Here is a 15,513-nt window from a genome sequence, read left to right as displayed (position 1 = left end):
CAAGTGCGGCGACGCCGCGCTACGAACGCGCCGCGACCAGCAGCTCTGCCGTCGCCGCCCAACCGTCGACAATTTTGCCGCGCGTAACGAAAGCGTTCTCGCAAGCAGCCAGGAACTCGGGCGCGCCGGCGCTCGTCAGGCCATTCTCGACCAGGCAGAACGTGCCCACGTGATCGGCCATGTAGAAGTCGGACTCGGAATCGCCGAGCGCGAGCGTCTCCTCGCGCTCAATCCCCAGGTGCTCGCAGAAGCGCGCGATGGCAACGCCCTTGTTGAGGCCGGCGGGATTGATGTTAAACGCGCGACCGTCCTCGACGCGATCGAGCTCGAGCGTCGTCGGCTTGGACAGATGCGTCAGGTGACCGTTACAGGCCCACACCAGGCCGCAGCCGGCCTCGTCCAGGATGGCCTGGACCTCATTGTCGGGCACATCGCCGCGCATGCCGACGGTGACCTCGCGGTACTTGTAGCCGGTCGACATGTCGTTGTGATACTCGATCTTGTGCGGCCAGCGGGCAAGAATCTTCTCGCACACGCCGGTCTGCTCGATCACCTGGTGCGGAGTAAGGCCGCAGGCGGGGTCGTAAGGCATGTCGCCAGTCAGATACTCCCAATCGTTGGCTTTGAGGTCGTACATGACCAGGCCGCCCATCTCACCGATGTAGGAGTTGAGGCCGAGCACGCGCGCATCCTCGTGGATCATGGTACGGTTGCGGCCCGAGGTGGGAACCACCTGAATACCAGCGCGGGCAAGTGCCACGACGGCCTCGACGAGTTTGGTCGAGGGGTTACCGTCGTTGTCGCGCAGCACGCACGAGCCGGGCGCGAGCATCGTGGCATCCAGGTCGGTAAAGACGTACTTGACCTTGGCCAAGCGCTCGCGCATCTCGCCCGAAAGCTCGGCAACGGTCGGCAGGGTGTTGTGGGACATGGTTACTCCGTTTACGTAGAAGGGTTTGGACTTGGACGGCATGTTTTGATTGAGGGAACACGCTTATGGCGACAGCGCACTCAGGGCGCCGCCGCCATCATGGTTCATTAGTCAAACTGGGTAACATCGATCAGGCGATTGGCCAGCGAAAGGTCGCTCTCGATGGGCACGAACTCGTCGCCCACGTGCATGAGCTCCTCGTCACCCTTTGCCAGCAGCAAGACAATGGTGGGAGCATCGGGGTTGACGTACTCCTCGCGCGCCGCCTTGAACGCCGCATGCACAGCGGCTTCGCGGTCGAGGATGATCTTGTTCGGCGTATCGTCGGGAACATGCTCGGCAAGCTCGCGACAGACCTTCATCGGGTCCTCGTGAGCCGGGTCCTCGTTGGCAAAGATCATCAGGTCGGAATATGGTGCGGCCTCGCGCGGAAGCTGCTCGCGGCGCTCCTGCGCCTTGCCGCCGGCAGCGCCAAACACTGCAATGACTGGACTAGTGGGAAACGCGCGCTTGACCGACGAGAAAAGCGACCGGAACGAAAGCTGGTTGTGAGCGTAGTCAACGACGCAGATCACGCGGCCATCCTTCGACTCCACGACCTCCATACGGCCCGGCACACGCAGTTTGGAGAGGCCCTTCTTGATAGCCTCGATACCGATGCCGATCTCGTGCGCAGCGGCGATAGCGACCAGCGCGTTTTCCACGTTAAAGTCGCCCGCGATGCCCAGCAGGACCTTCTCCCCCGCCTCGGACTCGTCGGCACACAGGCCATGCAGGTTAAACTCGATGTTAAAGCCGACCACGCGGACATCGCTTGCCCACAGGCTTGCCTCGGGATGCTCGACGCCAACGGTCACCAAGCGCTCGGCCGTCGACGCTGCCTCCAGCACACGGTCAACCTCTTCGGTGCCCAGATTCACCACGGCGGTCTTTGCCTGGTCAAAGATCCTGAGTTTGCTCTCAAAATAATCCTCAAACGTGGGGTGTTCGATCGGTGAGATGTGGTCACGGCCGATGTTGAGGAAGCACGCCACGTCAAACGGCAGATTCTCGACGCGTTGGTACTTGAGTGCCTGGCTCGAGACCTCCATGACCATGGACTGGCGACCGGACTCACGGCAGTTGGCGATATGGCGCCAGACCTCGGGGGCCTCGGGCGTAGTATTGGTGCTCTCGTAGCACTCGATGCCATCGTCGGTACTCACCGAGCCGATCATGCCGCAGGATTCGCCCGCTGCCTTGATGATGGACTGGAGCATAAAAGCGGCCGTGGTCTTTCCCTTGGTACCGGTGATGCCCACGATCTTGACGTCGTGGTCGGGACGGTCGTAGACCTCCGGCGGCAACAGGGCCATGGCCGTGCGAACGCTATCAACAACCAGCATCGCAGCACCGCTCTCCTGCGCCAGCGGCTCCAGAGACTCGACCAGCGACTCTTCGCACACAAATGCGACGGCGCCCGCATCGAGCGCCATGCTCAAAAACGCGGGCTTAAAGGCAGCGCCTTTGCAAAAGAACACGTCACCTGCCGAGACCGCACGCGAATCAAACGAGCAGCCGGTCACGGCACGCTCGTCAACCTGCTCTGATGCGCGCAGCTCGCCGCACACATCGAGAAGCTTGGCAAGCGTATCGACCGTGGTCACGGTCGCGGAATCCGAATGGTGCATCTTTCGCCTTTCTCAGCCATTTGGCAGGGACGGTTTTTATAGTAACTGAAACGCACCCACGCAAAAACGGCTCCCGGAGGAGCCGTTACGCGCAGGCGTTCGTAAGCCGAGGCTAGGCAGCCTGAACAGCGGGCTGGTCCTCGTCGATAAAGAAGCGCTTGTACCACACCAGGAACACGAGCGGCGTATAGATCTTGCGCTGGAAATCGCCCTTGCCCGCAAAGTGCAGATCGAGCAGGTGCATGAGCTCGTCGGTATCGAAGAACTCGCTTGCCCACGGCGCGGTGAAGTACTCCTTGACATAGTCGTACCACTTTTGCTCGCGCAGCCAGTAGACAATCGGCACCGGGAAGCCCACCTTGGGACGGGTGGCCCACTCATCGGGCAGCGACTTGTTGGCAGCGTGGCGGAGTACTTGCTTGTTGCCGTTCTCGTTGATGCGGTAGCGGTCGGGAATGTGCTCGGCGAACTCCATGACTTTGCGGTCCAGGAAGGGCACGCGCAGCTCCAGCGAGTGCGCCATGCACATCTTGTCGGCCTTGAGCAGAATGTCGCCCGGGAGCCACATGTTCATGTCCAGGTACTGCTTCTTGACCAGCTCGGGCTGACCCTTCACGCGCGCATAGATGGGAGCGGCAAGCTCGAAGGCGCCATCGCCGGTGTTGTACTCGGGCTTGAGCACGCCGTCGACCTCGCGCTCCGGCCATACCAGAGCCTGTCCCAGGAACGACTTCTCGGGGATCTCGGCACCCTTGACCAGGAAGTTATGTCCCTTGAAGTACGGCATATGCAGCGCCAGGTTACCGAGCGCGCGACGAATGGGCAGCGGCACCATCTTTTTGTATTTGCGGACCGGGACCGTGTCCTCGTAGTAGGCGTAGCCGCCAAAGAGCTCGTCGGCGCCTTCGCCCGAAAGCACGACGGTGACGTCCTTGCGGGCCATCTCGGCCAAGAACCACAGCGGCACGGAAGACAGGTTGGACTGCGGCTCGTCCATGTGATACTGGATGTCCTCGAGCGCGCCAAAGAACTCGTCGGCGGTGATCATCTTGCGGACATTCTCGACGCCGAGCTTGTCAGAAAGTTCCTTGGCGTAGTTGGTCTCGTTGAAGTTCTTGTAGTCAAAGCCCACCGAGAAGGTCTTGTCGGGCATGAGGCAAGCGGCGATGTAGCTGGAGTCGACGCCGCCGGAGAGGAACGACGCGACCTTAACGTCGGCGATGCGATGGGCCTCGACGCTCTCGTGCACGACCTCATCCAGCTCGTCGACGTACTCCTCGAACGGCTTCTCGACGGCAGAGTAATCGCAATCCCAGTAGCGCTCGATGTTCATCTTGCCGGTCGGGATATCGACGGTAAAGTAATGCGCCGGCGGCAGCTTGTAGACACCCTCGAAGAAGGTCTCCTCGGTTGCCGAATACTGCAGCGTCATGTACGGACGCAGGGCCTTTTTGTTGACCGCCTTGTGGAAGTGCGGGTAGTCCAGGAAGCTCTTAATCTCGGAACCGAAGAGCACGCCCGGAGCGCCGTCGCCCGCATCGGCCATGGGATAGTAGTAGAGCGGCTTGATGCCAAAGATATCGCGGGCGCCAAAAAGCTTATTCTTCTTCTTGTCCCAGATGACGAAGGCGTACATACCGCGCAAGCGATCGAGTACTGCCTCGCCCCACTCCTCATAGCCGTGCAGGAGGCTCTCGGTGTCGGCGCCGCAGTGGAACTTGTAGCCCTTGGCCTCGAGCTCGGAACGGAGTTCTTGGAAGTTGTAGATCTCGCCGTTGAAGACAATGACGACGCTACCGTCCTCATTGGCCATGGGCTGAGCGCCGGCCTCGGTCAGGTCGAGGATCGACAAGCGGCGGAAGCCGAGGGCAACGCGGCCGTCGATAAACTGGCCGCCCATGTCGGGACCACGATGGACGATGCGGTCCATCATCTTGGTGAGCACCTCGGATTGGTTATCCGTCCCACCGACAAAACCGACAAAACCGCACATATACTATCCCCTCTGCTGTTGCTGGGCATCAAATCGAATCAGTAGCTTTTGAGTATACCCGAGGGCGTAAAGAGGGGCGGAATGTTCAGGCAATCTCAACTGAATCAGCTCCGCTGTGACACGCGACGGTTACCTTTAATGGATATGAGATGAATGAGGCGATTGTTTTGCTATACTCTCTCCGCACGGGCGATTGGCGCAACGGTTAGCGCAGGTGCTTTACACGCACAAGGCTGGGGGTTCGAATCCCTCATCGCCCACCACTGATTTGATAGGCTCCCAGCTATGGGGGCCTTTCATTTTTGGGCCCATCGCAGAGGGATTCGAACCCGAAAGGGTGCGGAGCTGAGGAAACGCGAAGCGTTTTCCAGCGCAGCACGCGAGGGCCGTAGGCCCGAAGCGAGAGCGGACGGCGTCAGCCGCACGCGACATCCCTCATCGCCCACCACTGATTTGATAGGCTCCCAGCTATGGGGTCCTTTCATTTTTGGGCCCAGCGCATGGGATTCGAACCCGCAAGGGTGCGGAGCTGAGGAAACGCGAAGCGTTTTCCAGCGCAGCACGCGAGGAGCGGAGCGACGAAGCGGGGCGCGGGCGGCGCCAGCCGCACGCGGACATCCCTCATCGCCCACCACTGATTTGATAGGCCTCCAGCTATGGAGGCCTTTCTTTTTAGGGCCCATTACTGAGGGATTCGAACCCACCAGCACGTCTGTCACAAAGGCCGTGGCCAGAAAATGGCAAAAATGAGTACTGCTACCTTGCTTACAACATATCAGAAGATAATATTTGCTTAAGTTACGCAACATATGTCCATTATAAGGACTAGCAATTGGATCAAAATCGTACATTCATCGCCATTTCGACTTGCTATTTGGTCTGATTAGTCCAAAATTGCTGTTACCAAATCGGTAACAGTACTCATATTTGATGTTTTTTGACCAGCAGGTCTCCCCGCCTTAGCAAATCTAAGGCAAAACGGGCTCCAGACCGCTGAATCATGCCACATAGGGCACGTCCGCAGTCCGGAACCCGGTCAAAGTTAAGTTATTTCGCTGTGTTAGGCCAAAACGTCCGACAGGATCTCGATCAGACTGTCCACGTCGGATTCCTCGCAGACGAGCGGCGGCAGGAAACGCAGCGTATGAGCACCTGTAGCGTTAATCACGGCACCGGCGGCCAGCGCGCGGGCAACAATATCATGCGCGTCGCCCGCGGCATCATCCAAATCACAGCCGAGCATCAAGCCGCGGCCACGCACCTCGGTCACGTTCGGCAGCTTGGCGAGCTTTGCCTCCATATAGGCGCCTACCTTGGCAGCATGGTCGGCATAATCGCCGCGCACGAGCGCGGAGAGCGTCGCGGCGCACGCCGCGACAGCCAAGCAGCTACCGCCAAAGGTCGAGCCGTGGTCGCCCGGCTTAAACACGTCGGCAATCTCCTTCTTTGCTACGACGGCACCCATGGGCACGCCATCGGCAATGCCCTTGGCAAGGCTCATGATGTCGGGTTCCACGCCATAGGTTTGGAATGCAAACGGCTTGCCGGAGCGGAAGATGCCGCACTGGACCTCGTCGGCTATAAGCACGGCGCCCACTTCGTGTGCCAGGTCGCGCGCTGCCGCCATAAACTCCTCGGTCATGGGGTGCACGCCACTCTCACCCTGGATCGGCTCGAGCATCACGGCACATATTTCGCTCCCCAGCTGCTTAAAGATCGCACGCAGTTCATTGATATCGTTGGGCGTACAGGCCACAAAGCCACCCGGCAGCGGGCGGAAACTATCCTGCAGCCAATCCTGCATGGTGGCGGCAATGGTCTCGAGCGTACGGCCGTGGAAGCCGCCGCGCATGCACACGATAGTGTTGCCGCCGTTACCGGCACGCTTGGCGTACAGGCGCGCGAGCTTCATCGAGCCCTCGTTGGCCTCGGCGCCGGAGTTGGCAAAGAAGGTCTCCCAAACCTGCTCATCCGCAGCCGGGGCACCAAGAGCAGCTGCCGTGGTCTCATCGCCGGCGGCAATGGCATCGGCAAGCACGCGTGCACCATCTAAGTCGTCGTTGGCAAGCTTGGACAGCAGCGCCGCGACCTGTCCACGCTGCTCGATGTAGAAGTAATTGGAGACATGCATGAGCTTTTTGGTCTGTGCCTCGAGCGCCGAGAGCACAGCCGGGTCGCCATGACCTAGGCTGCACACGCCGATGCCGGCAAGAAAGTCGAGGTACTCACGACCATCGTCGCCGGTGAGCTTCATGCCGTGACCCTCGACAAACTCGACCGGAGAGCGGCCAAAGGTATGCATAACGTAATGGGATTCAAGCGATTGCTGAGCTGCAAGTGACATGGGATGCCTTTCGTTGAGCGCCGGACGGCGCAGGCCTATGGGTGCAGAAATGGGGCGGCTGCGGGTCAGTTAGACCGTCTGAAGCTTCTCGACCTCGTCGAGGTTCTCGGTCAGACGCGCAGCAAACGTCGAAAGCGGATGCGGATGCGTATCGAACTCGTAAGCCGTCTCGGTGGAATGGATCACGGTGCCGACGCCGGCATCGGTCAGCAGCTCCAGCAGCAGCGAATGCGGCGTGGTGCCGTTGATGATGTGAGCGCGAAATACGCCGCCGGCAAGCGCATCGACGGCCGCGCGCAGCTTGGGAATCATGCCCTTATCGACCTCGCCGCCGTAGAGCATTTCGTTAACCTCGTCGAGTGTTAGGTTGGAGATGAGTGAGTCTTTATCGCTAAAGTCCTTGTACAGGCCGTCGACGTCGGTCAAAAAGATCGCCTTGTGCGCGTGGAGCGCTGCCGCAACGGCACCGGCGGCGGTATCGGCGTTGATGTTGAAGAAGCCGCCGTCCTCCCCCGCCGCGACGGTAGCGATAACGGGGATGTACTCGCTATCGAGTAAGCGCTCGATATAGTCGGTGTTAACGTGCGTCACTTTGCCCACGCGACCGAGCTCGGGGTCGAGCGGCTCGGCGATGAGCGTGCCAGCATCGCTGCCCGACACGCCCACGGCCAGGTTGCCGTGGTGGTTGATGGCGGCAACCAGCTCCTGGTTAACCTTGCCGCCCAGCACCTCGCGCACGATATCCATAGTCGCCGGCGTGGTCACGCGCTGGCCGTTCTTAAACTCGACGGGGATGTCGTAGTGGCTCAGCGCCTCGTTGATGGCCTTGCCGCCACCGTGCACGATAACAGGGCGCATGCCGATGATCTTGAGCAGCACGATGTCGCTCATCAAGTCGCGGCGCAGCTGCTCATCTACCATGGCGGCTCCGCCATATTTGATAACAACCGTCTTACCGGTCAGGTTCTTAATCCACGGCAGCGCTTCGAACAGCAGCTGCGCGGTTGCTTCGTTGGATTCGTTCGAACGACAATCGCGTGCGAATTTCATAATCTGCCTCGTCTTTCGTATCGTTATCGCGCCGTGCTCCGCTGTCCGCAATCGCGGCAAGATGCGCAGCGTGCCTGGAATCTAGGAACGGTAGTCGCCGTTAATGGAGATGTACTCATGCGTGAGGTCGCAGGTCCACACGGTCGTTGCCGCGTCGCCTGCGCCCAGGTCGGCCGAGATCACGATCTCGGGCGCCTCGAAACGTCGTAGAGCCTCGTCCTCGTCAAAGGGAACAGTCAGACCATCGCGACAGACAGGCATGCCCATCATGTCGATGGAAACGTCTTCCTGATTAAACTTCACGCCGCACTTGCCAAGCGCCATAGCAACGCGGCCCCAGTTGCAGTCGTGGCCGGCGATGCAGGTCTTAACGAGCGGCGAGTTGGCAACGGCACGGGCGGCGATATCGGCCTCCTCGTCGTTAGCGGCGCCGGTAACGTTGACCGTAACAAGCTTGGATGCGCCCTCACCATCGGCGGCGATATTGCGCGCCAGGCTCTCGCACACCTCGTGCACGGCAAATGCCAACTCGTCAAAGGCATTGGAGCCCTCGACGATCGGCTCGGCATCTGCGGCAGCGGCGCCGGAGGCAAGCATGATGCAGGTGTCGTTGGTCGAGGTGTCGGAATCGACCGTTACCTTGTTAAAGGTCTGCTTGACGGTCGAGAGCAGCAGGGCATGAAGTGCCGCAGGCTCGACGGGAGCATCGGTGGTGATAACTGCGATCATGGTGGCCATGTTGGGCATGATCATGCCCGAGCCCTTGCACATTCCGCCTACCGTATAGACATTGCCCGCATGACCCGCAGCCTCACTGACGTAGGACACGGCGTACTCCTTGGAGTGCGTGTCGGTCGTCATGATGGCGCGAGCGGCATCGGCGCCACCGTGGGCGGAGAGCGCCTCGTAGGCAGCAGGAATGGCGGTCTCAAACGTGTCGATCGGCAGAATCTGGCCAATCACACCCGTGGAGGCAATCAGAATCTGCTGAGGCTCGCAGCCGATGACCTGCGATGCGATGCTGCACGTCTCGCGCGCGCATGCAAGGCCGGTCTCACCCGTGGCGGCGTTGGCATTGCCAGAGTTGACCGAAATGCCGGCGATGATACCGTACCCCTTGTCGGTACCGCCCAGGTTGGCACGGCTCACCTGCACGGGCGCCGCGCAAAAGCGATTGGTGGTAAACACGCCAGCACCGGGACAGGGTTTATCGGGCACGACGAGCGCGTAATCCAGACGCTCGGGGTTCTTGCGGAACCCAGCGTGGATGCCTGCAGCCTTAAAACCAGCCGCAGCCGTAACGCCACCCTCGACGGCGCGAATCTTGATATCAAACAGCTCGGTATTCATCGTCTTTATGACTCCTTATGTCAAACAAAAAACGGACATCGGTTGGTGCGCCATGCCAGTCGTGATCATGAAACCAGCTTAAGAGTGGCGCCCCACTCGATGCCCGACTACCAAATCGTTAACAATCGAATGTGCTACACCGGGCACGCCACTGTGGGCAAGCCTCGTCGCTCGTCAAAGCCAAAGACGATATTGGCGCACTGGACCGCTTGGCCCGCAGCGCCCTTGCACAGATTGTCGATGGCGCCCGTCGCCACCAGCACGCCCGCGCGCTTGTTGAGCGCGAGGCCAATCTGGGCAGCGTTGGTGCCGACGACCGAAGCCGTCTTGGGCTGCTGGCCGGCATCGAGCACGCGCACAAAGGTGCGACCGGCGTAGAACTGCTTGTAATGGTCGACGACATCCTCAAGAGCCAGCGTGTCGAGAGCCTGCGGCGCGAGCGGCAGCGTCACCGTGGAGAGCAGACCGCGCTTGAGCGGTGCCAGGTGCGGGGTAAAGACGACGCGATCGGTCAGGCCAAGGATTTGCTCAATCTCGGGCGTGTGGCGATGCTTGCCCACGCCGTAGGCCTCCAAGTTCTCGTCGGCGCTGCAAAAATGGGTGCGGGCGTTGCAGGACTTACCGGCGCCCGTCACGCCGCTAATGGCATCGACAATCACGGGGCCGTTCTCGGCCACCCAGCCCGCGCGCACGGCGGGCGCGGCGGCAAGGCTCGTTGCGGTGGGATAGCAACCGGCGCAGGCGACCAGCACGGGCTTGCCGTCGGCATGGTCGGATACGGCGGTCTCCAAGTCTTGGCAGAACAGCTCGGGCAGACCGAAGGCACGGGTCTTGAGCAGCTCGGGGCTCGTATGCTCGGCGGCATACCATGTCTCAAAGACGGACGCGTCGTTCAGACGGTAGTCGGCCGAAAGATCAAAGCAGGAGACGCCCGATGCAAGCAGCGCGGGTACCTGTGCCATGGCAGCCGTGTGCGGCACGGCAAGAAAAACCGCATCGCAGCTCTTGAGCTCGGGGGCGTCATGCGTAGTGAAAACCAGATCGCTCACACCAGCAAAGCTCGGATACACCGCGGACAGCGGCTGGCCGGCATCGGCGTTGGACGTAATGGCAACAAGTTCAAACTCGGGATGACCGAGGACGAGGCGAATGAGCTCGGCTCCGGCATATCCAGCCGCGCCGACGATTCCAACCTTCAAAGACATATCAGACTCCTTGTCTGCGATTTATGCACCGATGCGCATTTCGCAGCGGTCGTTATGAAGTGGGTTGAAACTTTAGCACCAAAAGATGCATGATTACGTAAATGGCTTGCATATTCATGCATTGAAACATTCCCGACACATTCGCTTGAAGGAATTGACAAATGGAGCGGGCCCCGTATTGACCGGCGCTCCTAACGGCGCCGGGCAATACGGGGCCCGCCCATGCGAAAACCAAGTTGTTAGGATGAGCCAGCTGGCTAGAGCTCGACCGGCACCCATTCGTCGTGATGGCAGATAAAAGCCTCGGGATCCTCGACGCTAAAGAAGACGAGCGTGGGGTCGTTAGGCCCCTCATAGTGCTCGCCCAGGTGCTCTAGATGCTTCCACCCGGCTTCGCGCATTTCGCCTAAAGCCCGGTCATCCAAGCCGGCACGCCCGCGCAAGATAAGCCAGCCATGGCCCGGCCACCAACTCGTGGCCTCAAAGCGCTGGTTTTGCAGCAGCTCTTGCCACACATCTTTGGTGCGCGCTGTTACAAACCACAGCTTGCCATCCTGGATCTGCGCAAACGAAAACGGACGCACATGAGGCTGTCCGTCAACGCTCGTCGCCAAATACCATGCCGGCACCGACGTCAGATACTCCAACACCGTATTCAATCCGTCCATGTGTCCTCCTGGCGCTAGCTAATTCGGAACGGGTAGTTAATTTGAGACGCGCTAGAGCTCCAGGCGCTCCTCGCTGCCGTCGATATCACAGAAGCGCGCGGCGATATTGCGGACCGAGAAAAACGCAAGGCGACCGTCGTTGGCGCTCTCGTGCTTCTCGCCAATGCCCACCATGTGCTTAAAGCCAGCTTCGCGAACGCAGTCGCTCACTACCGCATCGTCCTCGAGCGCGGCCTCGCCGGTCAATACGATCCAGCACTCCCCCGGCTTCCAGCCCGAAAGCTCAAACTTGGGGTTCGCGTCGAGCTCTGCCCACACGTCCTTGTCGCGCGACGTGCAAAACCACAGTTTACCGTTATCGACCATGGCAAACGAGAACGGCCTTACGCGTGGCTGATGTCCGTCCGTCACGTCGATCGTGGCGAGATACCACGCCGGAATACGCCTAAGATACGAACAGGCGCGCTCGAGCTGCGCCGTGCGGTCGTTGTCGGTCATAGGGACCCCTTTCTTGCGCTCGAATCGCGCCTAAACAAGTTGAAGGTTGACGACGATGACACACGCAAACAGCAGCATCGTCACCACCGCAGCCAGCGCATCCCCGCGGCGAAATGCAAGCGCATGCAGACGCGTGCGGCCCTGCTCGCCGTGATAGCAGCGTGCATCCATGGCGGCAGACAGCGTCTCGGCATGACGAAATACGCCCGTGAACAGCGGAATTGCCACGCTTGAGAGCATGCGCACGCCGCCGAGCGGACCACCCGTCACGCGCGCGCCGCGACTTGCCTGCGCGTCCGCCGTCTGCTTCATCTCGGTGGCAAACTGCGGCATAAAGCGCAGCGCGATGCCCATGATCATGCCGAGCTCGTGTGCCGGAAGGCCCACGCGCGCAAGCGGCGCGAGCAAACGCTCAAAGCCTGCAGTGAGATCGAGCGTGGGCGTGGTGAGCGTAATAGCGCTCATACCGGCCATCATCAGGGTCAGGCGGCACGCCATAAACCCGGCGGAATGTAGCGAGCCCTCGCTAATCTGCAGAAAGCCGAGCTGCCACAGGATGCGCCCGCTCTGGTCGGTAAATAGGTTGAGCACCGCGACCACCACGACGATCGCCAGCAGCGGCGCCATCGATGACAGGACGCGACAAGCCGGCACCCGGGACACGGTATAGATCAGAACAACGAAGATTGCGACCGGGACCAGTCCGCGGAAGCTGTTGACCGTGAGCGTCGTGATCAGAAACACAAAGCCCAAGAGCAACTTGGTTCGCGGGTCCAGGCGGTGGATTGCACTATCGCCGGGATAGTAGCTGCCAAACGAAAACGCCTCCATTAGCAGCCCTCCTCTCGCGCGACCGTCTTGGATTTAGCAGTGTCCGCGACGTTAGAAGGACCGTCCGAGCGACCGATTAGCAGGTCCACCAACTCGTTTGCCAGCGACTCAACCGTATAGAGGCCGTCAAAGCGCAGCGGCACGCCTGCCTTCGCAAGCGCCAGCGCCATGCGCTGGGCAGCGGGAACGCCCAAACCGATCGATTTAAGCTCATCCGCATGCGCAAAAACCTGAGCGGGCGTGCCCTCGGCAAACACCGCGCCTTCGTTCATCACAACGATGCGGTCGCAGCAATTGGCTAGGTCATCCATACTGTGCGAAACCATGACAACGGTCAGGCCCTCGTCATGAAAACGGCCAATGAGCTCCAGGAAATCCCTGCGAGCCGCCGGATCGAGACCTGCCATGGGCTCATCGAGTACCAGCACCTCGGGCTCCATAGCGAGCACGCCGGCAAACGCCACACGCCGCTGCTGTCCGCCCGAGAGTTCAAAGGGGCTCTTGTCACCTATCATGGCAAGGTCGAGGCCCACGCGTGCGAGCGATGACGCAACGCGGCGCGCGACCTCGTCTTGCGACAGGCCAAGGTTGCGCGGACCAAATGCCACGTCCTGCACCACGGTCTCGGCAAACAGCTGACGCTCTGGATACTGAAACACCACGCCGACCTTTGCCTTAACCGCGGCGGCATCTTTCTTGTTTGCCAGGTCGAGCCCCAACGCGTAAACGGAACCCTCCTGGGGACGAATCAGGCCGTTAAGATGCTGAACCAGCGTCGACTTACCCGAACCGGTATGGCCCGCAAGGCCCAGGAACTCGCCGCGACGCACCGCTAGCGACACATTGCGCAACGCCCAGGGGCTGCTAGGGTCGTTGCCCCAGAGGGCCTGTTTGTTCGATGCGCCCTCGGCGACTGAGCGCTTGTGCCAACGGCGACGCTCACGGGCGCTCAGCGAATAGCTATACGAAAGGTGCGAAATCTCGATGACGGGCTCCAGCGCGTCTGCGCCATCGATTGCAGAGGAGACGTTGTCGGGAATACGAGAATCGGATGCGAAAGGCCGCCCGGCGATGCCTGTCCCACTCCGCTCGGCATAAGTCTGCGCTATATCGGCGACCATATCCGCCTCGCGCACCCGTGCGAAAATGGGCACGTCCTTCGCGCGAAGCGCCCTGCCAAGACAGCACGATGCCGGCATATCCAGGTTCAGCCGCGCGAGTTCGTCCGCCCGCGTCAAGATTTCCTCGGGCGTGCCCAGCATGGCAACGCGGCCCGCTTGGAAGACGGCAACGCGATCGGCCTCAGCGGCCTCTTCCATAAAGTGCGTAATCATCACGATGGTCATGCCGCGTTCGTGCAGCGCGTGACAGGCCTTCATAAGGCCCTTGCGCCCGCGCGGATCGAGCATCGAGGACGCCTCGTCCAAAATGAGCACGCGCGGTTCCATGGCGAGCACGCCGGCAAGCGCCACGCGCTGCTTTTGTCCGCCCGAAAGTGCATGGGTCTCGTAGCGCTCGAAGCCCACCAAACCCACGCCCTTCAGTGCCTCGCGTACGCGCTGCGCGATCTGGGCCGATTCCACCCCAAGGTTTTCGGGACCAAAGGCAACATCGTCCTCGACAAGCGTCGCCACCAGCTGATCATCCGGGTTCTGGAATACCATGCCCGCGGTCGAGCGAATGTCGTAGACCAGCTCGGGATCGGACGCGTCCATGCCGTTGACGCGCACCGTTCCCGTATCGGGCTGCAGCAGCGCGTTCAAATGCTTGGCGAACGTCGACTTGCCCGACCCGTTGCCGCCGAGGATGCAGAAAAACTCGCCATCCTCGATGTTCAGATCGATGCCGTCGAGTGCCGGTGTGGCACCGTCATAGCTAAAGGAAACGCCCCGACACTCAATCATGCGCGGCCTTTGACCTGGTCCTTCTTGGGCGTGATGAGATTAGAGACCGCCTTGTACACCGCCAGCGTCAACACCGAGTTGAGCACGGTCTTGATAAGGTTAAACGGCAAAACGGCGGGAAGCATGAGCGGAGCGATCACATCAACCGAGCCATACCAGAACCAAACGCCGATGGTCAGGTTCGCGACCATGGACAGCGCCGTAGCGGCAATGACGCCGAGCGCCAGGCCAATCACGGCACCCTTGTAGGTGTGCATCTTTTGGTAGACGATAGCCGCAGGCAGAATGTAGCCCAGCGTGGCAACCAGGTTCATAAGCGCGCCGACCCAGTCACCCGTAGTGAGCGCATGGATAACGATCGCCATGGCGGCAACGGCAGTGCCGGCACCAGGGCCATACGCAAATCCACACACCATCGCCGGCACCAGCGACGGGTCATACGTCAAAAACGGCGCCGACGGGAGGATGGGCAGCTGCACATACATAAACAGTGCTCCCAGGGCGCACATCAACGCCATGGTAACGAGCTGTTTGGTGCTCCACCTATTCGTGTTCTCAAAATGGATATGCTGCGACTGTTCAGACATAAGATCACCTGCCTCTTTCATCCGGACTCTAACCGTTGGTACTGGAATCTCACCAGTTCAGCCGGCATGCGAACCAACGCACACACGGGTCGCGGACTCATCGGCTCGGTCGCAGGCACTTTACCTGCTCCACGGCGCCCCTTTGACACCGCCCGATTTACCGCCAGTGGGGAATTTCACCCCGCCCTGAAACAGCAATTGCAAGTGTAGCACGAGCAATCGTTCGCGCAAGTATGCCAAGGGTAATTTGTGGCGGGGACCAGTTGCCGCAACAACCACGTCCTCCATCCACCCCAAAGCAGCGCGCCTTTCGCGCAAAGCGCGAAACAGCGACCGGGATACGTACCCCCATCAACCACGATCTCCGCCCACGCCGACCTCAAGGCCGTAAACGCAGGGGATCCGGGGGCGTGACGGGGCTTCTCTCCGGAACATTCCGCACTGATATTTTCTGTATTGAAGACGTCGATGATGCACCCGTA

Annotated in this window: 12 protein-coding genes, 1 tRNA gene and 1 riboswitch; of the genes, 1 reads left to right on the top strand and 12 read right to left on the bottom strand. The window is 60.5% G+C overall.

Features of this window, described 5'->3' with window-relative positions:
• Nucleotides 1-19: 19 nt before the first annotated feature.
• From DXC79_RS09070 to asnB, 3 genes are all read right to left on the bottom strand, one after another.
• Nucleotides 20-931 carry an HAD family hydrolase gene (locus DXC79_RS09070; protein ID WP_117635958.1) on the bottom strand — a complete coding sequence of 304 codons (912 nt, stop codon included), beginning with the start codon at nucleotides 929-931 and terminating at the stop codon, nucleotides 20-22.
• A 107-nt stretch (nucleotides 932-1,038) separates the two neighbouring features.
• Nucleotides 1,039-2,601, bottom strand: coding sequence for a Mur ligase family protein (locus DXC79_RS09065; protein ID WP_117635957.1), 1,563 nt, complete (start codon nucleotides 2,599-2,601; stop codon nucleotides 1,039-1,041).
• A gap of 112 nt (nucleotides 2,602-2,713) precedes the next feature.
• Nucleotides 2,714-4,594: an asparagine synthase (glutamine-hydrolyzing) gene (asnB, locus tag DXC79_RS09060; RefSeq protein WP_117563808.1), complete on the bottom strand. Its 1,881-nt coding sequence runs from the start codon at nucleotides 4,592-4,594 to the stop codon at nucleotides 2,714-2,716.
• A gap of 187 nt (nucleotides 4,595-4,781) precedes the next feature.
• Between asnB and DXC79_RS09055 the strand changes: the two genes are divergently transcribed.
• Nucleotides 4,782-4,857: transfer RNA gene (locus DXC79_RS09055), tRNA-Val, on the top strand.
• Between the two features lie 797 nt (nucleotides 4,858-5,654).
• Here the strand turns inward: DXC79_RS09055 and DXC79_RS09050 are convergent.
• The 9 genes from DXC79_RS09050 to DXC79_RS09010 form a co-directional block, all read right to left on the bottom strand.
• The gene (locus tag DXC79_RS09050; RefSeq protein WP_117635956.1) at nucleotides 5,655-6,938 is read right to left on the bottom strand and encodes an aminotransferase class III-fold pyridoxal phosphate-dependent enzyme; all 1,284 of its coding nucleotides are present in this window, start codon (nucleotides 6,936-6,938) and stop codon (nucleotides 5,655-5,657) included.
• A gap of 69 nt (nucleotides 6,939-7,007) precedes the next feature.
• Nucleotides 7,008-7,988 carry an acetylglutamate kinase gene (gene argB, locus DXC79_RS09045; RefSeq protein WP_117635955.1) on the bottom strand — a complete coding sequence of 327 codons (981 nt, stop codon included), beginning with the start codon at nucleotides 7,986-7,988 and terminating at the stop codon, nucleotides 7,008-7,010.
• An 81-nt stretch (nucleotides 7,989-8,069) separates the two neighbouring features.
• A complete protein-coding gene (argJ, locus tag DXC79_RS09040) occupies nucleotides 8,070-9,338 on the bottom strand; it encodes a bifunctional glutamate N-acetyltransferase/amino-acid acetyltransferase ArgJ (RefSeq protein WP_199408685.1) in 1,269 nt (422 codons plus the stop codon).
• 134 nt (nucleotides 9,339-9,472) lie between these two features.
• Nucleotides 9,473-10,543 (bottom strand): N-acetyl-gamma-glutamyl-phosphate reductase, encoded by a 1,071-nt coding sequence (gene argC, locus DXC79_RS09035; protein WP_117635953.1) that lies wholly within the window; start codon nucleotides 10,541-10,543, stop codon nucleotides 9,473-9,475.
• Nucleotides 10,544-10,800: 257 nt separating this feature from the next.
• The gene (locus tag DXC79_RS09030; protein WP_117635952.1) at nucleotides 10,801-11,211 is read right to left on the bottom strand and encodes a pyridoxamine 5'-phosphate oxidase family protein; all 411 of its coding nucleotides are present in this window, start codon (nucleotides 11,209-11,211) and stop codon (nucleotides 10,801-10,803) included.
• A 51-nt stretch (nucleotides 11,212-11,262) separates the two neighbouring features.
• On the bottom strand, nucleotides 11,263-11,709 hold the full coding sequence (locus tag DXC79_RS09025) for a pyridoxamine 5'-phosphate oxidase family protein (protein ID WP_117635951.1): 447 nt from the start codon (nucleotides 11,707-11,709) through the stop codon (nucleotides 11,263-11,265).
• Between the two features lie 30 nt (nucleotides 11,710-11,739).
• Nucleotides 11,740-12,540 carry an energy-coupling factor transporter transmembrane protein EcfT gene (locus DXC79_RS09020; RefSeq protein ID WP_117635950.1) on the bottom strand — a complete coding sequence of 267 codons (801 nt, stop codon included), beginning with the start codon at nucleotides 12,538-12,540 and terminating at the stop codon, nucleotides 11,740-11,742.
• Complete coding sequence (locus DXC79_RS09015) at nucleotides 12,540-14,444, bottom strand: energy-coupling factor transporter ATPase (protein WP_117635949.1); 1,905 nt, start codon at nucleotides 14,442-14,444, stop codon at nucleotides 12,540-12,542. The genes DXC79_RS09020 and DXC79_RS09015 overlap by 1 nt, the downstream gene beginning before the upstream one ends.
• Nucleotides 14,441-15,031, bottom strand: a complete 591-nt coding sequence (locus DXC79_RS09010; RefSeq protein ID WP_117635948.1) for an ECF transporter S component — start codon at nucleotides 15,029-15,031, stop codon at nucleotides 14,441-14,443. The genes DXC79_RS09015 and DXC79_RS09010 overlap by 4 nt, the downstream gene beginning before the upstream one ends.
• A gap of 5 nt (nucleotides 15,032-15,036) precedes the next feature.
• Nucleotides 15,037-15,229: riboswitch (FMN riboswitch) on the bottom strand.
• Nucleotides 15,230-15,513: the final 284 nt, after the last annotated feature.

Origin of the sequence: Collinsella sp. TF08-11AT (assembly GCF_003437035.1) — a bacterium.
Lineage (GTDB): Bacteria > Actinomycetota > Coriobacteriia > Coriobacteriales > Coriobacteriaceae > Collinsella.
This window is presented reverse-complemented; position numbering and strand designations above follow the sequence as displayed.